This is a genomic window from Streptomyces sp. LARHCF249 (assembly GCF_052871255.1).
This window is the reverse complement of the sequence record NZ_JBIXJQ010000004.1, coordinates 437,303-458,705: the sequence shown is the minus strand read 5'-3', so window position 1 is coordinate 458,705 and position 21,403 is coordinate 437,303. Positions and strand designations below refer to the sequence as shown.

Genomic DNA, 21,403 nt, shown 5'->3' with positions numbered 1-21,403 from the left:
TAAAGGGGGCCTCGACGGCAGGCGCGGCGCCTTGCGCACCTGGGCACGAGTCGCCGGTGGCACCTGAGCAGGGGCGGCGCTGCGCCCAGCGGTCTGACGCCGCGGTGCCCTCGGGCCTCACGGTTCCGTCAGGGCACCGGTCCGCAGCAGGGTCAGCCCGAGGGGGGTGATGAAGTGCAGCACGGACCTGCCTCGGCGGCTGGTGGTGATGAGACCCGTGTTCCGCAGCACTGTCGCGTGCTGACTGGCCGCTGCCGCCGTGACGTTGAGGCGGCGGGCCAGTTCGCTCGTCGTGCAGCCTTCTGCTGTCACATGCAGGGCGGCAGCTCGCGTGCGGCCGAGCAGAGACTCCAGGTTCCGCGCGGCGGAGCCGTCCGCTTCCGCCGGTCGGGAACCGGCCAGGGGACTTCGCAGAGCCGGCACAGTCAGTCGGGGCGGCTGGGCGGTATCGAGCGGATCCCACAGAAAACTCACCGGGCGCTTCGAGAAGACCGTGGGCGTGATGATCAGTCCCCTTCCCTGGAGACGCACCTCGACTGGGCGCGGGTAGGGAGCTTCGAGCACCGGCGGACGCCAGCGGACCAGTGGTGCGCAGATCGAACGCAGCAGCAGATCGATGCCTCCCTCCAACACCAGGCTCGCGCAACGGGTGGACAGCGCGACCAGTTCGGACCGCCCTCGTTGCCAGTAGGGCTCCACGGTCAGCCGATGGCAGGCGCGCACGGCCTCGGCGAGTTCGCGCCGCGCGTCGCGGTCGCCCTCGGACACCCGCCGGGCCCATGGCAGGTGTCCGGGGTGGAAGTCGAGACCCTCGAACTCGCGTCGCAGCCGGGACGCCGGGGCGTGCAGCAGGTTGTCCACGGCGTGGTCAAGAGAGGGCACATCGCCCATCAGGGCCAGCAGATCAAGCCCGGGACCGCGCACCGGGACCAGGGACGTCAGGGGGCGCGTGTCCGCTCCCATCCGGCCCGCGACCGCTGACCGCCACGAGCGGAAGTGAGGGAGCTCCCGGTTCTCTCTCAGCAGCTCCAGGCTGTAGTAGACCTCCGCTGCGACGCCGATCGTTGCGGCCACCCGTGTACGGACGAGGTCTTCCGCCGTGAAGTAGATGCGTAACAACGACCGGCCTCCTGCCACCGAAGTAGAGTGCGTTAGCGCACCCCCAGCATGCTCCAACCCGGCCCTCAACGGGGATGGTCCCGGCCCTCCGTGATGGCTCCGTTCTCCCGACGCTGCCGTGAAGTGACAGGTAACTCAGCGTGTCGTTAGGGCCTTGGCCTCTGGCGGGGGTTCAGGAACGTTGCCGCCGGTGAGCAGCCACAGCCGTGGGGGACCAGCGGAACAGCGGAACAGCCCGCAACCTCAGCGCCTGATCTTGGTCGACCTCCGGTGAGGAAGGACGGCCGCCGGCCGTGATCCGACTCAGTCGTGGTGGCGCAGCCGGAGTTCCAGGTCGCGGAGGTCCTTGGTGAGGGAGGAGCGGACCTTGCTTGCCATCAAGGGCGCGGCCAGCCGGTAGAAGCCTCCTCCGCCGCCGCGGACCCGGATGCGGGCGCGCGTTCCCTCCGGGTGCGGGTCGAAGGTGTAGGTGACGTGCATCGGCATCGGGCCGGCCACCGAGACCATGTCCAGGAGCCGTTCCGGGTCGTGCCGGGCCACCCGCAGCACGTAGTCGATGCGCTTGCCGAGGAAGTACGCCGTACGAGTGACCTCGGCGCCGACGCCGAACCCGCCCCCTTCCGCCTCCCGGGTCAGGGCCGCCTCCGTGATGCCCTGAGTCCACTCCGCGTCGTGGCGCCAGTCCATCGCGTACTCCGCCACCCGGTGGGCCGGGAACGGGATCACCCGCTCGGCCGTCACGTCGATGGTCACGTCCGGTCCGCCGGCGAGAGGGTGAAGAAGGGCTGCGGCGTTCCCGTCTCGGCGTACTTCTTGAGGTGGGTCATCAGCTGCTCCCAGGTGCCGGCGGTGTGGGCGAGGCCGGGGTCGTCCTCCGCGAAGCCGGTGTGACGGAAGTCCACCCGGGTACCGGCCCCGTCCGGGGCGTCGGCGAGCTGCCAGGTGATGACGGTGCCGGTCCAGTGGGGCGGAAAGACTCCGACGGAGGTCCAGCGGACCTCGTCCTGGTCGGCACGGTCCCGGCGGAGCTCGAACGGCTCGGGAATCTCGGGGAACTCGAAGAAGAGGATCTCGTCCTTGCGGTTCACCCCGGTGGTCCACCAGCCGGTAAGGCCCTCGTGGGTGTTCAGCGCCTCGTAGACCTTCGTGCGGTTGGCGTCGATATCGGTGTGGAAGGTGATCTCTGACATGGGTACTGCTCCTGCTGCGTGTGGGGGTTCTTTGCTTTAGTCAACACTAAAATGACCCTCCCTTGATCGCAAGCTATAGCGGTGACTAAAATGAGCCGCATGGATTCGGTACGAGCGGTCGCCGAGCCGAGGCGGCGCGAAATCCTGCGCCTGGTCTGGGACGCGGAGCTGTCTGCGGGCGAGATCGCCGAGCGTTTCGACGTCACCTTCGGCGCGGTCTCCCAGCACCTCAAGGTGCTCCGGGACTGCGGCCTGGTTACGCTGCGCCAGGACGGCAAGAAGCGCTTCTACCGCGCCGACCGCCAGGGCATGGGCCCGCTGGCCGACTACCTGCAGTCCATGTGGGCCACGAAGCTCGACACGCTCGCCGCTCTCGCGGAAGCGGCCGAGCGGGGCGAGGCGCGCGAGCAGAGCGAGTAGTCCGAAGGGACGCGCAGTGAACACGGACGTAGTCACGCTGGAGCGGCACATCGCCGCCCGCCCCGAGACGGTGTTCTCCTTCTTCACCGAACGCGACAAGTGGCTCGCCTGGATGGGCAAGGACGGCGAGTTCACCTTCGAGCCCGGCGGCGCCTACCGGACCAACGTCAGCGGCGACAACGTCGCCGCGGGGCAGTTCATCGAGATCGACCCGCCCAAGCGGATCGTCTTCACCTGGGGGTGGGCCGAGGGAGAAGTGCCCGTACCCCCCGGCTCCAGCACCGTGGAGATCACCCTCGAACCGGTCGACGAGGGCACCTTGCTGCGCCTGACACACAGCGGCCTCCCCTCCCCCGAAGCCTGCGCCGCCCACGCCGAGGGCTGGACCCACTACATCCGGCGCCTGGTGACCTGGGCAGAGGGCGGCGACCCCGGCCCCGACGACTGGATGTGAACCACGACCCGTCGCTGGACCACCGGTCGACGGTCCGGAGCGTCGCGTCCGCATGGACGTGACCGGCCGTCCAGCACGCACCCGTGCCGGGGGTGTACGGCGATCTGTACACCTCTCCCAGGCACGCCTAGCCTTGAAGGGAAGGGCTGGATCCTCGGACCGGAACACGCAGAGGCCAGTCGACCATGAACGCTGCCGTCGCGATGGACGAAATTCCTGGACCGGGCAGCAGGGTGACCCACTCCGCCGCTGCCGCGGTCAGCTCCGGCTCCACGGCCTGCGGTCCGACCGCCTTGCGGTCCGCGCGCTCCCCACCCGCCGCTCTCGGTGCCGGCGCGCCGTCCGCCTCCGTCGGACGGCGGAAACCATCCAGCGATCGGGAACAGTCATGACGTGGAGTATCTCGGGCAACTACCTGGCTGGTTGCTCATGCGCGATGGTCTGCGGGTGCGCCGTCGACGCGAAGCCGCACGACCCGCAAGGACGCGAGGAATGCCTCGGGTGCGCCGCATTCCATGTGGCGGACGGGCGCCTGGACGACGTCGACCTGTCCGGGGTGACCTTCGCCTTCTACAACCACTTCCCCTCCAACCTGACGGCCGGAAACTGGAAGGTCGGGATCGTCGTCGACGAGGGTGCCAGCGACGAGCAAGTCGATGCGCTCGAGCGCATTCTGTCCGGGCGGGAGGGCGGTGCGTTCGGTGAACTGTCGCAGTTCTACGGCGAGTACCTCGGCGTGGAGCGGGCGAGCGTATCCCTGACGGACGGGGAGGAACCCCAGCTCAGCGTGGGCGGGAAGACCGAACTGGCATTCGAGCCCCTGCGCGGTCCCGACGGCGGTCCCACGACGATGAAGAACGCGATGTTCGGATTCTCCCCCGAGTTCACCCTGGGGCGTACGACCGGCACGTCGAGCGCCTTCGGCCTGTCCTTCGAGCCGACCTACGGCGAGCGGTCCGACTACACGTTCTCCAGCGAGCAGCCCGAGGGCGCGCCCGTAGGGCGGTAGCGCGCAGTCGGCCGGTGGGTTGAACACGGGTGGGTTGAACACGGGAGTGGGTGGTGCATGTCTCCTCCCGCGCACGTCGAGCCGCGCCTGCTGGCGACGGTGTTCTCGCGCATGTCGCTGTCCCGGTGTGTACCGATCGCGATCCTCGTCGGCATGCTGCTTTCCCTGGTCAACCAGGGCTCCGTCATCGCCTCGGGCGACGCCGGCGCGGCCACGGCCGTACGCGTGGCGGTCAATTTCGTGGTGCCGTTCTGTGTCTCCAGCGCCGGATTCTTCAGCTGCCGCCGCGCCGCATGGCGGGCGGCTTCGGGGCCGCGGCTCACCGCAGGTTCGTCATCTGGTCCATCTCCTCCATCGGGGGAGCGTTCTCGAGGCCCGGCAGCAGCCAGTCCTGGAACGGAGCCAGAGCCGCCAGGACGAGGAAGGCGACCCCGACGGCCCAGGTGAGCCAGGGGCCTTGTCGCCACAGCTTCTCCAGGAAGATCACCACGGCCACGGCCGCCATGGCCGCCACGTTCATCATGCCGAGCGGAATCAGGACGAGCATCAGACCCCAGCAGCAGCCGACGCAGTACAGGCCGTGGTGCGCGCCGACCCGCAGATCCTTCGCCCACGGCCGGAACCGCGAGTACCGCAGCAGCTGGAACATCGGATTGCGGCAGTGCCGCAGGCAGACCCGCTTCAGCGGCCCGAACTGGTGCAGCCCCGCGAGGAGGAACGCCCCGGCCCCGATCCAGCGGCCGACACCCGGATCACCCTCCACCAGGTGTCCGGCCACCGCCAGGGCGCCGTAAGCGAGCAGCCCGAACGCGGTCCAGGCCAGGAGGTAGCCGCTGACGAATTCGGCGATGTGCAGTGCGCGGGCCGGGCCGGCCGAGCGGCGGCTGATGCCCCGTACCCAGGTGATGGCGACCGGGGCCACCGACGGCAGCATCATCGCCACCATCATGACCACCCACAGCAGCACGAAGAGCGGCAGCGCCATGCCCATGGTGCCGGGCTCCATCCCCATGTGACGGGCCTGCCCGATCGTGAGTACCCACGCGAGTACGGCGATCAGCACCATCAGCGTCCACGCGACCGCCAGATCCCGCCGGGGCAGAAGGACCCCGGGCCGGGTCGGCGCAGGTGCGTCGAGATGGACGTGCGGCATGACGTGCCTCCCAGGGGGACGGACCGGGCGCCCGGCGCCGTTGCACGAGGACATCTCCAGCTCAGCACAGAACCCGCGGGTCAGCGATGCAGCGGCTGGAAGCGGCGCAGCCGCAGGCTGTTGGTGACGACGAAGACGGACGAGGAGGCCATGGCCGCGCCGGCGATCATCGGGTTGAGCATGCCGAGGGCGGCCAGCGGCAGTGCCGCCACGTTGTAGGCGAAGGCCCAGAAGAGGTTCGCCTTGATCGTGCGGAGGGTGCGGCGCGCGAGCCGGATGGCGTCACAGGCAGCCCGCAGGTCTCCCCGTACGAGTGTCAGGTCGGAGGCGGCGATCGCGGCGTCGGTGCCGGTTCCCATGGCCAGACCGAGGTCGGCCTGGGCGAGCGCGGCCGCGTCGTTGACTCCGTCGCCGACCATCGCCACCACGCGGCCCTGCTCCTGGAGCCGCCGGATCTCGGCGACCTTGTCCTCGGGGTGCACTTCGGCGATGACCCGCTCGATGCCGACCTCGGCGGCCACCGCGCGGGCGGCGGCGGTGTTGTCTCCGGTCAGCAGGACGGTGGTGAGGCCGAGCCGTTTGAGGTCTGCGACCGCTTCGGCGCTCGTCGCCTTCGTGGTGTCGGCGACCACCAACGCGGCCCGCACCTGCCCGTCCCAGGCGGCGAAGACCACGGTGCGCCCGTCGCCCTCCGCCGCGTCCCGGGTCCGGGCCAGTTCGGCCGGCAGCCGCAGCTCCTGCTGTTCCACCAGCCAGGAGGCGCGGCCCGCGTGTACGGCGCGCCCCTCGACGGTCCCGGTGACGCCCCGGCCCCGGGTGTTGGCGAAGCCGGTCACCGGGGGCAGGGAGCCGAGCCGCTCCCGTGCAGCTTGGGCGATCGCGGCGGCGATGGGGTGCTCGCTCGCGTCTTCCAAGGCTCCGGCGAGCCGCAGGATCTCGCCCTCGTCCTCACCGGCGGCAGCGACAACCTCTGTCAGGCGCATCCGGCCCTCGGTGACCGTGCCGGTCTTGTCCAGGACGACCGTGTCGATCCGACGGGTGGACTCCAGTACCTCCGGCCCCCTGATGAGCAGTCCGAGCTGCGCGCCACGGCCGGTCCCGACCACCAGGGCGGTCGGGGTGGCCAGGCCGAGCGCGCAAGGGCAGGCGATGATCACCACGGCGATGGCAGCGGTCAGCGCGGTTGCGGCGGAGGCGCCGGTCAGCAGCCAGACGCCGAAGGTGCCTGCGGCGAGCGCGATGACGACGGGCACGAACACCGCCGAGATCCGGTCGGCCAGCCGCTGCACGGCCGCCTTGCCCGTCTGTGCCCTCTCCACCAGGGCGGCGATCTGTGCCAGCTTGGTGTCCGCTCCGATCCGGGTGGCCCGTACGACCAGCCGGCCGTGACTGTTCACGGTCGCGCCCGTGACCGCCGAGCCAGGCTCGACATCCACCGGCAGGCTCTCCCCGGTCAGCACAGACTCGTCCACTGCCGAAGCACCCTCGGCGACCTCGCCGTCCGTGGCGATCTTCTCCCCGGGCCGTACGACGAACAGGTCACCGACTGCCAGGTCCTCAACCGGAATCCGTACCTCAGTACCGCCGCGCAGCACGGCGACGTCCTTGGCGCCCAGGTCCAACAGCGCGCGGATGGCGTCCCCGGCCCTGCGTTGGGCGCGGGCCTCGAAGAACCGGCCGGCCAGCAGGAAGACCGTCAGGACGACCGCGACTTCCAGATACAGGTGGTCGCCACCTGCGGCGACGGCGCCGACGCTCCACAGGTAGGCGGCGAGCACTCCCAGCGACACCAGGGTGTCCATCGTCGCCGACCCGTGCCGCAGGTTCAGCGCGGCGGCCCGGTGGAACGGCCAGGCGCCCCACACAACCACCGGCGTGGCCGGCAGCAGTGCGACCCACTGCCACCCGTCGAACCGAAGGGCCGGAATCATGGACACCAGCACCACAGGCAGTGCCAGCAGCGCCGAACCGATCAGCCGCCGCCGAAGCCCGGCGAGGCGGGCGCTCTCGGCATCCGTTTCGGCTTCCTCCCGCCCGGACTCGCGGCCCGTCGCCGAGGCCCCGTACCCGATGGCCTCGACGGCGGCGATCAGCTGCTCCTGCGACACCTGCGGGTCGTCCCGGGTGATGTGCGCGGTCGCGGTGGCGAGGTTGACCGTCGCGCTCACTCCGGGCAGCTCGGCCAGCTTCCGCTCGACCCGCGCCACACAGGACGCACAGGTCATGCCAGTGATGGCCAGCTCCACGGTGTGCTCGGCCTGAGCCGGAACGGTAGGTGCCATGGCGGGGTTCCTCTCGCATTCAGTGTCGTACGGAACCGGGCGGGGGCGACAGCTCCGCCGGTCCGACCACGCGCAGCGGCGAGCAGCCGCGCGGCCTCGTCAGCGATTTCCTGAAAGCGCAGGAGCCTGCCGAATCGTCGAAGGCACGTCGGCGGCGTCCTGACCCGCGGAGCGACCGGTCCGGAGGGCGCACGCGTCACGGCCTGGCATGGCGCGCCTGCGGCGACGCCACGTCGCGGTCCGCGGGCACGCCGAGGCTTCTGCCGCCGTCGCAGCGCCCGACCACGGTCCGCGATGCCCGATGGCGCCGGAGCAGTGCGTGGCGCCGAAGGCCGTCCTCGCGCTGGACGGCTCTCGGCCTGTCACAGAGCGTGTTCGGAGAGGGAAGGCAGAGCGCGGGTCTGACACGGGCCGCCTCGGTCGCCTACCTGGCCTCGCGAGTCGAGGCAGTGAGTCGGCGGCGACCGGAGAGACCGGGCGCCGCACCGGGTTCGGGCCGCCGGCGGGGCGCAATCGTCATCAGGCGCTCGGCAGGGACACGAGGTCCAGCCGGCCGCCGGCCAGGGCCAAGCGCTGCGTGGTGAGTCCGTCGAAGCCTGCGAGGAAGAAGCGCGCGATCGTTTCCGCGGGCTGGGCGAGTGGTTGGCCAGTGCGCTCGGCCGTCTCCGCCACGAGTCCTCGGCCGCCTTGCGTTCCGAACCAGTTGCTCGGGTGGGGTTGGTTGGTGGTGATCACCAGTGTGGTGCCGTGAGTCTCGGCGTGTTCGACCGCGTAGGTGACGGGTGACATGACCAGGCCCTGGCCGTAGGGATGGTCAGCTGAGCTGGTACGAGCCCGCTCGGTCGTACCAGTTGGTGGTGGGGCAGTCCCCGGTCCCTGACCCGCCCAGGTGAGTGCAGCGGTCGATCCACGGCGAGGAGGAGCCACTGTAGTTCGTCCCGTCGAACAGCTTGATGTCGCAAGACTGTGCGACATAAGTGCTCACCGAGCTGTAGGTGTTGTTCTCGCTGATCCCGGGACCGTTGTGGTCGTACGTCTCTCCCGTGAGGTCGGGGAGCGCGTAATCGACGTCCGTGGTGGTGGCCGTGCATGCGTGATCGCCGTACCAGATGCTGTAGCCGCCCGCTTGGTTGTAGTTGATCCAGTTGTAGACAGCGACGAGCGGGAGCAATGCCAGGGTGGAACTGTGGGTGGTCAGGTCCTGCTCGGAGGTGAAGCAAGCCTTCTTCTGGGCGCTGAGGTCGATCGCGCAGTACTGTCCGACGGCATCTGGCACGGGATGGGGCGCGGCCGAGGCGGAGGCGGAGGCGGAACTGGCGGCGGAGAGGGCGAGCGTGAAGGCCGCACCGGCCGTGAGGAGAGTCCTTGACAGCGACGATTTTCCGGGAACTCGCACAACTTCCTCCTGAGCAGGTGTCCGTTCGGCGGGCTTCAGGATCCCTCGCGACCGGCCCGGTCGACAGGGCGCCTACCGGCCACATGCTCGGCTTGGATCCGATACGTCGCCCGTTGGCCTACAGCGATGCGAACGAGAGTGTTGCCAGGGACGTGTGGGGCTGATGGTGCGGACCTGCAGCGCCCTGCGCCGAGCCAGCCTCGACTCCAGCCGGATCGCCGAGATCGCCGCCCAGCCGCCCTTGTTCTCCTGCAACTGGAGTACGGCCGCAGCACCTGCGAAGACCACGGAAGCCGGCACCTGAAGAGGGGCAGCGGGAGACCGCCATTCGGCCGTTCGACGCGCCCCTCCGCAGGCGACACCGCGCGCCGCGCCCGACGCGCACAGGCAGCAGAACCAGCAGTATCCAGCAGGGGCGCGAAGGCCCTCGTCCAGCTAAGGAAGTCGCTATGCCGTCGATTGCCGTGAACGGGACAGACCTCTACTACGAGCTTCGGGGCACTGGCCCATCGGTGCTGTTCATCTCCGGCGCGACCGGCGATGCCGGACACTTCGACCGAGTCGCGGACTTGCTCGCCGACGAATTCACCGTGGTCACCTACGACCGCCGCGGCAACTCCCGCAGCCCCCGCCCCAGCGGGTGGGAGACCACCTCTGCAGGTGAGCAGGCCGACGACGCCGCGGCACTTCTCACCGCGCTCGCGCTCGCTCCCGCCGCCGTGTTCGGCAACAGCTATGGGGCGATCACCGCCCTCGACCTGCTCATCCGCCACCCCGGCGTCGTCCGGGGCGCCCTCCTGCACGAGATCACGCTCTTCTCGATCCTGGAAAATCCGGGCGAGGCCCAGGCCGTCGTGAGGTCAGTCGTCGAAGCAGGGATGGCCGCCGGAGGGCCTCAGACAGCCGTAGAGCACTTCATCCGATTCGCTGCGGGCGACGAGACCTGGGATCGCCTGGACCCGGACCTGCGCCACAGGATGACCTCGAACGGGGAAACCCTCTTCGGCGTCGAGATGGGGACGTTCGAGTCCTACCGCCCTGACGATGCGACGCTCGCCGGCATCACCGCCCCTGCCCAGGTCTTGGTCGGCCGGGAATCACCGGATTCCTTCCGCGAAGCTGCCGCCTGGCTCGCCGCCCGACTCGGGGTCGAGGTTGTGCAGACCCCGGGCGCACACACGCCGCAGTGGAATCATTCCGAGGAATTCGTCCGCACCATCAGGCCGTTCCTGCGCGCACTCGCGTAGCTGCCGGTCGCAGAGCCCACGGTGAACAGTCACAACTGCTGTGAGACCTCCACCCCGGCTACGTTCTACGCCCGGAGTGAGCGCAGAGCCCCGGTGGCGAGGGGGCGCAGCGGGCCCTCGCGCTCTGCGTCAGCCGCTCGCGCGCCGCCAGGGGATCTCGGCCCACACCTGCTTGCCGCCGCTGAGCGGCACCGAGCCCCAAGCCATCGTCGTCGCCTCGACGATGAGGAGCCCGCGACCGCCGGTCGACTCCCAGCTCACCGATACCGGTTTGACGGGGCTGCGCGGCGACGCGTCGCTTACGGCGATCCGCAGCCGGTCCGTCGACAGGGTCAGGTCCATCCCTACCTCGCCCTGCGTGTGCGTGATGGCATTGGTGACCAGCTCGGACACGACCAGCAGAGCTGCGTCGAGTTCCTCCGCCACTCCCCAGGACCGCAGGATGCGCGCGGTGAAGCGGCGCGCGTGCATGACCGCGTTGGGCAACCGCCATACCGTCCAATGGCTCCGCATCGGCCGGCCCCCTGTGCCGTCGTAGCGCAACAACAGCAACGCCACATCGTCGTCGCGACGGCCCACACCGGCGACCAACTCGTCGGCGACCGCTCCGACATCGACCGGGTTGGCCGCGGCGAGCGCATCGCACACCCGCCGCATGCCCTCCTCCAGAGGCAGCCTGGCGGACTCGACGAGGCCGTCCGTCAGCAGAACGAGCAGGGTGCCGGGGACCAGCCCCGCCTCGGTCATGGGGAACTCGGCTTCCGCGAGCACTCCCAGAGGAGGCCCGCCCTCGACCGCCATCTCCTCGGCGACGCCGTCGGGATGGCGCAGTATCGGCGGCAGATGGCCGGCCCGTACGACCCTGGCGATGCCCTCCTCCATGTCCAGGTCCACATACCCGCAGGTGGCGAACAGATCGGTCTCCATGCCAACGAGCAGACGGTTGGCCCGCGCGACCACCACATCGGGCGGGTGGCCCTCCACCGCGTAGGCCCTGACCGCCGTACGCATCTGGCCCATGATGGTGGCGGCTCCCGCGCTGTGCCCCTGTACGTCGCCGATGACGAACGCCACATGACCGTCATTGAGCGGAATGACGTCATACCAGTCGCCGCCGACCTCGAGTCCCGCCGTCGCGGGCAGGTAGCGGGCGACAGCGACCCCGCCCGGCAGCTCCGGGAGCTTGCGGGGCAGCAGACTGCGCTGGAGCATGGTGGCGAGTTCGTGGCCCGCGTCCAGTGCGTGGGCGCGCACCAGCGCCTGTCCCACCAACCCCGCGGTCGCCGTCAGCAGCGACCGCTCCTCCGGTCCGAACCGGTGCTCCGCGTCCCACCCCACCAGACACACCCCGACCATCCGGCCTTCAGCGGGCAGCGGCAGCACCGCGAGACCACCGGGCCCGACGCCCAGCAGACCGGGCTCGAGATCCGCGCCCGGCGGCCACAGGCTCATATGCCCCCCACGCAGCGCGCCCTGCAGGGTGGGCAGGTCGCTGAGCGACGCGTCGGGCCACTCGGAGCGCCATTCCGAGCGCCAGACCTCGGGCCAGGCATCGGACTCCGGCGGGTCGAGGGCGGTGACCACGAGTCGCTCGTGCTCCAGTTCGCCGACCGCGACCCGGGAGGCGCCGAGCGGCTCGCGCAGGGCGGCGACAACCCGCCGGCTGACCTCCCGGACGGTCGCCGCTCCTGCCAGCGTGGCCGACAGCCGCTGCACGAGGGAGACCTCGTCCGCGCTGGGGCGCAGATAGGTGGCATCGGCCACCACACCGAGGACGCGCTGCGGTGCGCCATCGGAGTCGGTTTCCACGCGGCAACGCAGCCCCAGCCAGCGCAGCTCGCCGTTCGGGCGGCGGATACGGAACGCCAGCTGCTGTCCGGCGGCGGCCAGCCGGTCCGGCTCCACGATCGCCATCAGTGCGGGCATGTCGTCGGGAACGGCGCAGGCGAGCAGGGTCTCCACCTGCCCGTCGAACTGGTCGGGAGGCAGACCGAGCAGTTCCAGCACGTGCGCGTGGGCCTCCATGCGGCCGGTGCTCAGTTCCAGGATGAACGCGCCGCCTTGGTGAGGCACCAGGGACTGGCCCAGATGTGCCTGCGGGGCCTTGCGCCCGGCGAAGCGAGCGGCGACCGATTCGAGCCCGGCGGCTACCTGATCGGCGTAGAGCTCCAGAAGGCTGCGGTCGTCGGCGCTGAAGCCGTCCCCGACCACGCCGGCGACGATCAGGCACCCGAGCTCCTGGTCGCCGTGCCCCAGTGGCAGCGCGCCCAGCGAGATCCTGGCCGGCGAGGTGGGGTCACCGTCCCCAATCCGGGTGGGGAAGTGGTGGGGATCGTCCTCGATGAACGTGGCGAGTTCCTTGGGACTCAGCCAGAGCGGGCGGCCTGAGCGGAAGGCGTTGGCGGCGGGCGAATGGCTGGCCACGGCGAGGATCGCGGGCAGCCCGTAGAGGACGCCGCGGTTTCCGGTCAGCTCGGCCAGATGAAGTTCCCTGCCCTGGTCGGCGACCACATAGACAGCGGCAAGCTCAGCCCCGCAGAACGCAAAGCGATGTCTGGTCACTGTCTGTATCGCTCCTCCCGAAGCATCCAGCCGACCGCCCTCTCTCCATGCTGTCGCGCCGGGTACCGTTCGGGCGAGTCGGAATGCGGGCGGCAGGGTGTCGGCGCCTGCCTACGCTGCGTGCGCCATGCCGTGAAGGGCCGGGTGCGCGGCCATGGTGGCGTACGGCCATCAAGGTGCGGGGTGTCTGGGGCCGAGCTGGGCGGCGGCCCGTTCGGCACGATGCTGCCGATCCACTGGTGCACGTTCAAGGTCAACCTCTTGACCTCTATGGCCCTGGCCACTACTTTGCCGTAGACGTCGACCCATGGCTCCCGAAAGGAGGCGACCAGCGGATGTACATCAGCTCTGATCTGAGTCGCCTCGCCCGCCGCACGGCCTGGGTTCCGGGTCGGATCGCGCACGGCTGCCGAGCACGCCGTATGCCCGTCAGTGGCACGTTCCGGAACGGCTGCTGAGCAAGCCGTTCTGATGTGCCCGTGTGTGGCACATTCCGCGTTTCCCCTCACCATTTCCCGGCACGTCGCTGCTGCGTGCCGTTTTGCGCCCGCTTCTCTCACGTGGCGCGTCTGAGCACAGAAAGCTGCCTGAAATTGGCGAACATGATGAATCAATCGATCGCGCACCGAAATGAAGGCCTGTCATGGTAGCGGCGCGGATCACGGTCAACGGGAAAGAAACACCGATTTCCCCGGCTGCGCCCCACACCACCGTGCTGGACTTCCTGCGCGAGCGTGGCCTCACCGGCACCAAGGAGGGCTGCGCAGAGGGTGAATGCGGCGCCTGTTCGGTCTTGGTGGCCCGTCCCGGGGTGAACAAGCCCACCGACTGGGTGGCGGTCAATGCCTGCCTGGTCCCGGCAGCGGCGCTCGACGGCCAGGAGATCATCACCTCCGAAGGTCTCGCCACCGCCGGTGAATCCGGCACGCCGCCCACCCTGCACCCGGTGCAGGAGGAGATGGCGGTCCGCGGCGGCTCCCAATGCGGTTACTGCACGCCGGGATTCGTCTGCAGCATGGCCGCCGAGTACTACCGACCCGACCGCTGCACGCACGCGGACTCGACCGACAGCGCGGACTCGACCGAAAGCCCGTACGCGACCGAAAGCACCGACCCCGAGCACGGTCCGAACGGTTTCGATCTGCACGCGCTGAGCGGAAACCTGTGCCGCTGCACCGGCTACCGCCCGATTCGCGATGCCGCGTTCGCCGTGGGGACGCCCACCGACGAGGACCCGCTGGCGCAGCGTCGCGATCAGTCCCCGCCCGCACCGGTCGCCACCGAATACGCCCAGGACGGCAGCGCGTTCCTGCGGAAGAGCACTCTGGCCGAAACGCTGCAGTTGCTGCGCGAGCGGCCCGACGCGGTGGTGGTCGCCGGCTCCACGGACTGGGGCGTGGAGGTGAACATCCGTGCCCGGCGCACCGGTTGCGTGGTTGGCATCGACCGGCTGTCCGAATTGCGGGAGCTGCGCGTCGAATCCGACCACATCGAGATCGGGGCGGCGCTGACGCTCACCGAGATCGAGCGCCGCCTCGACGGCGAAATCCCGCTGCTGGCTGAGCTGTTCCCGCTCTTCGCGTCCCGGCTCATCCGCAACGGAGCGACCCTCGGCGGCAACCTGGGTACCGGCTCCCCCATCGGCGACAGCCCGCCGGTGCTGCTCGCGCTGGAGGCGTCCGTCGTACTCACCGACGCCGACGGTGAGCGCGAGGTCCCGCTGGCGGACTACTTCACCGGCTACCGGCAGAGCGTGCGGCGTCCCGGCGAGCTGATCCGCTCGGTGCGCGTCCCGCTGCCGCTGTCGCCGGTCGTGGCCTTCCACAAGATCGCCAAGCGGCGCTTCGACGACATCTCCAGCGTGGCGGTCGCTTTCGCGCTCGACATCGAGGGCGGGATCGTCCGCAAGGCGCGCATCGGCCTGGGCGGCGTGGCCGCCACCCCGATCCGCTCCCTCGCCACCGAGGCGGCCCTGGAAGGCAAGCCGTGGGCGGCGGAGACCGTCGAGGCCGCGGCCCGGGTGCTGCGGGGCGAGGGCACACCGATGGACGATCATCGCGCCAGCGCTCTCTACCGTTCCGCGATGCTCGGCCAGAGCCTGCTGAAGCTGCACGCGCAAACCACCGAGGCGGTGTCGTCATGAGTCATCTGTCCGAGCGTCCCGAACAGCCTGTCGTCGGCGTTTCGATGCCGCACGAGAGTGCCGTCCTCCACGTCACCGGCACCGCGCTCTACACCGACGACCTGGTCTGGCGCACGAAGGACGTGCTGCACGCCTACCCGGTCCAGGTCATGAAGGCCCACGGCAGGATCACCGCGCTGCGCACCGAGCCCGCGCTCGCCGTGCCGGGCGTGGTCCGCGTGCTGACCGGCGCCGACGTGCCCGGCGTCAACGATGCCGGGATGAAGCACGACGAGCCGCTGTTCCCCGACGAGGTCATGTTCTACGGCCACGCGGTCGCCTGGGTGCTCGCCGAGACCCTGGAGGCGGCCCGGCTCGGTGCGGCGGCCGTCGAGGTGGAACTCGACGAACTGCCCTCCGTGGTCACGCTGCAGGACGCCATCGCGGCCGACAGTTTTCACGGCGCTCGACCCGTGATGCTGACCGGCGACGTCGACGCGGGCTTCGCCGACTCCGCGCACGTCTTCACCGGCGAGTTCCAGTTCTCCGACCAGGAGCACTTCTACCTGGAGACGCACGCGGCACTGGCCCACATCGACGAGGCCGAGCAGGTGTTCGTTCAGAGCAGCACCCAGCATCCCTCGGAGACCCAGGAAATCGTCGCGCACGTGCTCGGCCTGCACAGTCACGCGGTGACCGTGCAATGTCTGCGGATGGGTGGCGGCTTCGGCGGCAAGGAGATGCAGCCGCACGGGTTCGCAGCCATTGCCGCGCTCGGCGCCAAGCTGACCGGCCGTCCGGTACGGCTGCGGCTCAACCGGACTCAGGATCTGACCATGTCCGGCAAGCGGCACGGGTTCCGCGCCGACTGGAAGATCGGCTTCGACGCCGACGGCCGCATCCGGGCCCTGGACGCCACCTTGACCGCGGACGGCGGCTGGAGCCTGGACCTCTCCGAGCCGGTGGTGGCCCGAGCTCTGTGCCACATCGACAACACCTATTGGATTCCCAACGCGCGCATCGCCGGTCGCATCGCCAGGACCAACAAGGTCTCCAACACCGCCTTCCGAGGCTTCGGCGGGCCGCAGGGCATGCTGGTGATCGAGGACATCATGGGCCGGTGCGCGCCACTGCTCGGCCTGGATCCGATGGAGTTGAGGGAACGCAACTTCTACCGACAGGGTCAGGCGACCCCGTACGGACAGCCGGTCGTCCAGCCCGAACGGATCTCCGCCGTCTGGCACAAGACCCTGGACAACGGCGGCGTCGCAGGTCGCAAGCGCGAGATCGCCGCCTTCAACGCCGCGCACCCGCACACCAAGCGGGCGCTCGCGGTCACCGGCATCAAGTTCGGAATCTCGTTCAACCTCACCGCCTTCAACCAGGGCGGCGCGCTGGTGCTGATCTACAAGGACGGCTCGGTCCTGATCAACCACGGCGGCACCGAGATGGGCCAGGGCCTGCACACCAAGATGCTGCAGGTGGCCGCGACCACCCTGGGCATCCCGCTGCACAAGGTACGGCTGGCCCCGACGCGAACCGACAAGGTACCCAACACCTCTGCCACCGCCGCCAGTGCCGGGACGGATCTCAACGGTGGCGCGGTGAAGAACGCCTGCGAGCAGTTGCGCGAGCGGCTGCTGCAGGTGGCCGCCACCCAGCTCGGTTCGAATGCCTCGGACGTGCGCATCGTCGGGGGCGTCGCGCGCACCCTGGGCAGCGACAAGGAACTGGCGTGGGACGACCTGGTGCGCACCGCGTACTTCCAGCGAGTCCAGTTGTCGGCGGCCGGTTTCTACCGGACCGAGGGTCTGCACTGGGACGCGAAGTCGTTCAGGGGCTCGCCGTTCAAGTACTTCTCCCATGGCGCCGCCGCGGCCGAGGTGGAGGTGGACGGTTTCACCGGCGCGTACCGCATCCGGCGGGTGGACATCGTGCACGACGTCGGCGACAGCCTGTCTCCGATGATCGACATCGGTCAGGTCGAGGGCGGGTTCGTGCAGGGCGCGGGCTGGCTGACGCTGGAGGACATGCGCTGGGACGGCAGTGACGGGCCGCAGCGCGGCCGGCTGCTGACGCAGGCCGCGAGCACCTACAAGCTGCCGAGCTTCTCGGAGATGCCCGAGGAGTTCAACGTCACCCTTCTGGAGAACGCCACCGAAGGGGGCGCGGTGTACGGGTCCAAAGCGGTGGGTGAGCCCCCGCTGATGCTGGCGTTCTCGGTGCGAGAGGCGTTGCGGCAGGCCGCCGCCGCGTTCGGGCCGAGCGGGGTCAGCGTCGAGTTGGCCTCGCCGGCAACCCCGGAGGCGGTGTACTGGGCGATCCAGGCGGTTCGCCAGGGCGATGCAGCGCGGGACGGTCACGCCCGTGACGGGTCTGCCACCAACGGCCACGCCGGAAACGGCCACGGCGGAAACGGGCACGCCGGCGGCAGGATCCGAACCGACTCAGAAGCGCTGAGCGGTGCCTGACATGACATGGATCGCCGCGGTCGCACGGTTGCGAGCACGCCGGGAGTCCGGCGTGCTGGTGACCGTCGCGGCCGTACGCGGCCATGCCCCGCGCGACGCCGGTGCGAAGCTCGTTGTGGGGCGGACCGAGACGTGGGGCTCGATCGGTGGCGGCAATGTCGAGGCCGTCGCGATCGATCGGGCCCGGGAGATGATCGCCGCGTCCAAGCCGGAGCCGGATCTGATGGAGTTCGCCCTCAACGACAAGGTGACCAACCAGCACGGCGTGCAGTGCTGCGGCGGCACGGTCTCGGTACTGCTCGAACCGCTGCCCGTGGTACGGGCCGTGGCGATCTTCGGCGTCGGGCACGTCGGGCTGGAACTGGCGCGCATCCTGGCACGTCAGGATCTCGACCTCCATCTGATCGACACCCGCTCCGACATCCTCACCGAGGAGCGGCTCGACGTGCTGGCCGACGCGGTGGCGCACGTGCACGTGCATCACACGCCGCTGCTGCCCGAGGAGGTGCTGGCGGAGTTGCCGCGCGGCACCCATGTCCTGATCATGACCCATGATCACGCCGAGGACGCCGCTCTGTGCGACGCCGCCTTGCGCACCACCCATCTCGGCTCCACCGGGCTGATCGGGTCGGCCGCCAAGTGGGTGCGGTTCGCAAAACGCCTCGCCACGGAGGGCGGTCACGACCAGGCCACCATCGATCGGATCAAGACCCCGATCGGGCTGGCCGACATCACCGGCAAGGACCCCGCGACCATTGCCGTGAGCGTCGCCGCCGATTTGCTGCGCACCTTCGAAATCGAGGGGGACTGACGCTCCCACCGGGTCGACAGAGGTGCCCCGCACTCGTGGGAACGCATGTATGCGGGGCACCCTCTCGGCGCCGGCTGTGCCAGGGCCGGCTTTCGTGGGCTGTCGGGAGCTCGCTACCCGAGGGGCGCGGGTACCCGGGGCGCAGCGGGCGCGGTGAGCCGGTCCGCGCCGGCCGGGACGGGCACGGCGGCGAAGAGGGCGTTCTGCTGTTCCTGGAGTTCCTTCTTCCGCTCGGGGCTGGTGCCCGGAAGGCGCTGCTCCTCGTACAGCTTGTGGGTGGCTTCCTGGGCCCACTTGCTGGCGGGGGTGTGGAACTGGACTTCGAAGAGCTGCCCTGAGCGGGGAGCGCGCCAGCCGGTGTTGAGTCCCCTGTACCCATCGGTGCGGCCCCAGGTGTTGGACCACTTCGTACTGTCGTTACCCCACGAGGACAGCACCTGCGCGGCGGTCGTGACGCCGTCGGTGTACTGATCGTCGCGCCACTGAAGGGTGTAGCGCACCGCGTCGCCGAGGGTGGCGAGGCCAGCCTCGGCGCTCTGCCCCGGGTGTTCCCTGAGGGAGGTGGCGACCTTGCGCTTGAGGGAATCCGGGGACTTGAGCCGGTTCTCGAAGCCGATGACCTCGGCGCCGGCGATCCAGGCTGCGGCCCGTACCTGGGGGCTGATGGCCCGCTCGGCCCGCTCGGCGTTCTCGACGTAGTCGTCGACCCGCTTGTTGTCGGCCGGGCTGAGCGAAAGCCCGCCTTCCCCGGTCCACCCGTCGCCCGGCTGCTGGGCGGTAGCCGTCTGCGAGGTGCCGGTCTTGGCCGGCCCGGCGGGGACGGCCATGGCCGTAGAGGCGATGCCCGTGCCAAGTGCGGTGGTCAGTGCGGCCGCGATCGCGGCCCGGGTGACGGTACGGGTGATGGTCATCCGCGTGAGCCCTGCCTTTGCGTGAGGAGTCGTTACGCGCGGCACAACAGGCGGACACGGCCCCAAGTTGCGTGTGCAGGAGCGGTGGAGTGATCTTTGGCTGGATCGGCTACCGGGCGGCGAGGAACAGGCTCGAACAGCTCGGCCGCTACCTGGTCGAGTAGCTCGCGAGGCGGCCGGTCGTCGTCGTCGGCTGCTACGGCACGCTGGGGTGCTAGGCCGTTGGAGGAGGCGAAGAAGAGCTCGTACGGGCAGCCGGGAGAGCATGTCTCGGAGCTCCGGGCGGGCGTCGGCGGCCGCGCCGAGCAGGTCGCTTCTGTTCACCACGCCGTTGGCGGAGAGGGTGAAGAGACGGTCGGCGATTTCCATCCGGGTAACGTCAGGGTATGAGTCATCCCCATCCCGAACTGAAAACCGCCCCGCCGCTGCCCGCCGGAGGGCTGAGGGTCACCGCCCTGGGCGGTCTGGGCGAAATCGGCCGCAACATGACCGTCTTCGAGCACGCCGGCAAGCTGCTCATCGTCGACTGCGGCGTGCTGTTCCCGGAGGAGCACCAGCCGGGGGTCGATGTCATCCTTCCCGACTTCACCTCCATCCGGGGCCGGCTGGACGACATCGTGGCTGTGGTGCTCACCCACGGCCACGAGGACCACATCGGAGCCGTGCCGTACCTGCTGCGCGAGCGGGCGGACATCCCCGTCGTCGGCTCGAAGCTGACGCTGGCGTTCCTTGAGGCGAAGCTCAAGGAGCACGGCATCAGGCCCCGCACGGTACGGGTGCGCGAGGGCGACCGGCGCACGTTCGGCCCCTTCGACTGCGAGTTCGTGGCGGTCAACCACTCCATTCCGGACAGCCTCGCGGTCGCCATCCGTACCGGCGCCGGGATGGTGCTGCACACCGGCGACTTCAAGATGGACCAGTTCCCCCTGGACGAGCGCATCACCGACCTGCGCGCCTTCGCCCGCCTCGGCGAAGAGGGGGTCGACCTCTTCCTCACCGACTCCACCAACGCCGAGGTCCCCGGATTCACCACGTCGGAGCGCGAGCTCAACCCCGCGATCGAGCAGGTGCTGCGCACCGCCCCGCGTCGGGTCATCGTCTCCAGCTTCGCCAGCCACGTGCACCGCATCCAGCAGGTACTGGACGCCGCCCACCAGCACGGACGCAAGGTCGCCTTCGTGGGCCGCTCGATGGTCCGCAACATGGGCATCGCCCGCGAGCTGGGCTACCTGAAGGTTCCGTCCGGCCTGGTGGTGAGCATGAAGGAGCTGGAGCAGCTCCCGGACAACAAGGTCACCCTGATCTGCACCGGCTCCCAGGGCGAGCCCATGGCGGCCCTGGCGCGGATGGCCAACCGCGACCACCAGATCCGTATCGGCAAGGGCGACACCGTCCTGCTCGCCAGCTCCCTGATCCCCGGCAACGAAAGCGCCATCTACCGGATCATCAACGGCCTGACCCGGTGGGGCGCCAACGTCGTCCACAAGGGCAACGCGAAGGTGCACGTCTCCGGACACGCCAGCGCCGGTGAACTCGTCTACTGCTACAACATCGTCAAACCCCGCAACGTGATGCCCGTGCACGGCGAATGGCGCCACCTGCGCGCCAACGGCGACCTGGCCATCCGTACCGGCGTCGACCCCGACCGGGTCGTCATCGCCGAGGACGGCGTCGTAGTCGACCTCGTCGACGGACGGGTCTCCATCACCGGCAAGGTCCCGGCCGGCAACGTGTACGTGGACGGCATGACGGTCGGCGGCGCCACCGAGGCGTCCCTCAAGGACCGCGTCGCCCTCGCCAACGAGGGCGTGGTCACCGTCGTGGCCATCGTCGACGCCGATACGGGCACGCTGGCCGAGGCACCCGATTTCCTGGCCCGCGGATTCGAGCACGACGACACGACCTTCGCGTCCGTCATCCCCGTGATCGAAAAGACCCTGGCCACCGCCGCGGAGGAAGGTGTCGGGGACGCGGTCCAGCTCGAACAGCTCATCGCCCGCGCGGTGGCCTCCTGGGCGTTTCGCACCTACCGGCGCAAGCCGCTGATCATCCCGGTGATCATCGACGCGTGATGCCGAGGCGGGATACGGCCGGTCGCGCACCGCGCACTGCGGGCGGCCGCATCCCTTCCTGCGCTGTCTGAATGCGCAGGGGGGCCCTCTCCGTTACGACAGCCGTGGGGGGTGGGGGGGGGGGGCGGGGCGCAACCAACGCCACCCGTACCCCCCCCCGGCGGGCCGGCTGCTCTGCCGGTCC

Annotated in this window: 17 protein-coding genes and 1 pseudogene; 9 read left to right on the top strand and 9 right to left on the bottom strand. The window is 69.9% G+C overall.

Features of this window, described 5'->3' with window-relative positions:
- Nucleotides 1-117: 117 nt before the first annotated feature.
- The 3 genes from ACIPUC_RS13820 to ACIPUC_RS13810 all read right to left on the bottom strand — a co-directional run bounded on the left by ACIPUC_RS13820 (nucleotide 118) and on the right by ACIPUC_RS13810 (nucleotide 2,309).
- A complete protein-coding gene (locus tag ACIPUC_RS13820) occupies nucleotides 118-1,119 on the bottom strand; it encodes an ArsR/SmtB family transcription factor (RefSeq protein WP_446589421.1) in 1,002 nt (333 codons plus the stop codon).
- A gap of 303 nt (nucleotides 1,120-1,422) precedes the next feature.
- Complete coding sequence (locus ACIPUC_RS13815) at nucleotides 1,423-1,872, bottom strand: SRPBCC family protein (RefSeq protein ID WP_446589419.1); 450 nt, start codon at nucleotides 1,870-1,872, stop codon at nucleotides 1,423-1,425.
- On the bottom strand, nucleotides 1,869-2,309 hold the full coding sequence (locus ACIPUC_RS13810) for an SRPBCC family protein (protein WP_446589417.1): 441 nt from the start codon (nucleotides 2,307-2,309) through the stop codon (nucleotides 1,869-1,871). Before ACIPUC_RS13810 ends, ACIPUC_RS13815 begins: the two co-directional genes overlap by 4 nt.
- A gap of 99 nt (nucleotides 2,310-2,408) precedes the next feature.
- Between ACIPUC_RS13810 and ACIPUC_RS13805 the strand changes: the two genes are divergently transcribed.
- From ACIPUC_RS13805 to ACIPUC_RS13795, 3 genes are all read left to right on the top strand, one after another.
- A complete protein-coding gene (locus ACIPUC_RS13805; RefSeq protein WP_446589415.1) occupies nucleotides 2,409-2,729 on the top strand; it encodes an ArsR/SmtB family transcription factor in 321 nt (106 codons plus the stop codon).
- 16 nt (nucleotides 2,730-2,745) lie between these two features.
- Nucleotides 2,746-3,183, top strand: coding sequence for an SRPBCC family protein (locus ACIPUC_RS13800; RefSeq protein WP_446589413.1), 438 nt, complete (start codon nucleotides 2,746-2,748; stop codon nucleotides 3,181-3,183).
- A gap of 388 nt (nucleotides 3,184-3,571) precedes the next feature.
- Nucleotides 3,572-4,192: a DUF1326 domain-containing protein gene (locus tag ACIPUC_RS13795; protein WP_446589412.1), complete on the top strand. Its 621-nt coding sequence runs from the start codon at nucleotides 3,572-3,574 to the stop codon at nucleotides 4,190-4,192.
- Between the two features lie 319 nt (nucleotides 4,193-4,511).
- Here ACIPUC_RS13795 and ACIPUC_RS13790 read toward each other — a convergent pair whose 3' ends face one another.
- The 4 genes and pseudogenes from ACIPUC_RS13790 to ACIPUC_RS13775 all read right to left on the bottom strand — a co-directional run bounded on the left by ACIPUC_RS13790 (nucleotide 4,512) and on the right by ACIPUC_RS13775 (nucleotide 9,023).
- Nucleotides 4,512-5,345, bottom strand: coding sequence for a DUF2182 domain-containing protein (locus ACIPUC_RS13790; RefSeq protein ID WP_446589410.1), 834 nt, complete (start codon nucleotides 5,343-5,345; stop codon nucleotides 4,512-4,514).
- An 80-nt stretch (nucleotides 5,346-5,425) separates the two neighbouring features.
- Complete coding sequence (locus tag ACIPUC_RS13785) at nucleotides 5,426-7,627, bottom strand: heavy metal translocating P-type ATPase (RefSeq protein ID WP_446589408.1); 2,202 nt, start codon at nucleotides 7,625-7,627, stop codon at nucleotides 5,426-5,428.
- Nucleotides 7,628-8,146: 519 nt separating this feature from the next.
- Nucleotides 8,147-8,302 (bottom strand): annotated as a pseudogene (locus ACIPUC_RS13780) (TetR/AcrR family transcriptional regulator); the annotation flags it as partial.
- Nucleotides 8,303-8,441: 139 nt separating this feature from the next.
- A complete protein-coding gene (locus ACIPUC_RS13775) occupies nucleotides 8,442-9,023 on the bottom strand; it encodes a hypothetical protein (protein ID WP_446589407.1) in 582 nt (193 codons plus the stop codon).
- Between the two features lie 163 nt (nucleotides 9,024-9,186).
- Between ACIPUC_RS13775 and ACIPUC_RS13770 the strand changes: the two genes are divergently transcribed.
- Both ACIPUC_RS13770 and ACIPUC_RS13765 read left to right on the top strand, forming a co-directional pair.
- On the top strand, nucleotides 9,187-9,327 hold the full coding sequence (locus ACIPUC_RS13770; RefSeq protein WP_446589405.1) for a hypothetical protein: 141 nt from the start codon (nucleotides 9,187-9,189) through the stop codon (nucleotides 9,325-9,327).
- A 145-nt stretch (nucleotides 9,328-9,472) separates the two neighbouring features.
- Complete coding sequence (locus tag ACIPUC_RS13765) at nucleotides 9,473-10,270, top strand: alpha/beta fold hydrolase (protein ID WP_446589404.1); 798 nt, start codon at nucleotides 9,473-9,475, stop codon at nucleotides 10,268-10,270.
- Between the two features lie 129 nt (nucleotides 10,271-10,399).
- Here ACIPUC_RS13765 and ACIPUC_RS13760 read toward each other — a convergent pair whose 3' ends face one another.
- The gene (locus ACIPUC_RS13760; RefSeq protein ID WP_446589403.1) at nucleotides 10,400-12,832 is read right to left on the bottom strand and encodes a SpoIIE family protein phosphatase; all 2,433 of its coding nucleotides are present in this window, start codon (nucleotides 12,830-12,832) and stop codon (nucleotides 10,400-10,402) included.
- A 643-nt stretch (nucleotides 12,833-13,475) separates the two neighbouring features.
- Here ACIPUC_RS13760 and ACIPUC_RS13755 point away from each other — a divergent pair.
- The 3 genes from ACIPUC_RS13755 to xdhC are packed head-to-tail and all read left to right on the top strand — an operon-like array spanning nucleotide 13,476 to nucleotide 18,236.
- Nucleotides 13,476-14,975 carry a xanthine dehydrogenase small subunit gene (locus ACIPUC_RS13755; RefSeq protein WP_446589402.1) on the top strand — a complete coding sequence of 500 codons (1,500 nt, stop codon included), beginning with the start codon at nucleotides 13,476-13,478 and terminating at the stop codon, nucleotides 14,973-14,975.
- Nucleotides 14,972-17,425, top strand: a complete 2,454-nt coding sequence (xdhB, locus tag ACIPUC_RS13750) for a xanthine dehydrogenase molybdopterin binding subunit (RefSeq protein ID WP_446589401.1) — start codon at nucleotides 14,972-14,974, stop codon at nucleotides 17,423-17,425. The genes ACIPUC_RS13755 and xdhB overlap by 4 nt, the downstream gene beginning before the upstream one ends.
- A 1-nt stretch (nucleotide 17,426) precedes the next feature.
- The gene (gene xdhC / locus ACIPUC_RS13745; protein WP_446589400.1) at nucleotides 17,427-18,236 is read left to right on the top strand and encodes a xanthine dehydrogenase accessory protein XdhC; all 810 of its coding nucleotides are present in this window, start codon (nucleotides 17,427-17,429) and stop codon (nucleotides 18,234-18,236) included.
- Between the two features lie 113 nt (nucleotides 18,237-18,349).
- Here xdhC and ACIPUC_RS13740 read toward each other — a convergent pair whose 3' ends face one another.
- Nucleotides 18,350-19,147, bottom strand: coding sequence for an ATP nucleotide 3'-pyrophosphokinase (locus tag ACIPUC_RS13740; protein WP_446589399.1), 798 nt, complete (start codon nucleotides 19,145-19,147; stop codon nucleotides 18,350-18,352).
- 386 nt (nucleotides 19,148-19,533) lie between these two features.
- Here ACIPUC_RS13740 and ACIPUC_RS13735 point away from each other — a divergent pair, with 386 nt between their 5' ends.
- Nucleotides 19,534-21,219 (top strand): ribonuclease J, encoded by a 1,686-nt coding sequence (locus tag ACIPUC_RS13735; protein WP_446589397.1) that lies wholly within the window; start codon nucleotides 19,534-19,536, stop codon nucleotides 21,217-21,219.
- Nucleotides 21,220-21,403 lie beyond the last annotated feature (184 nt).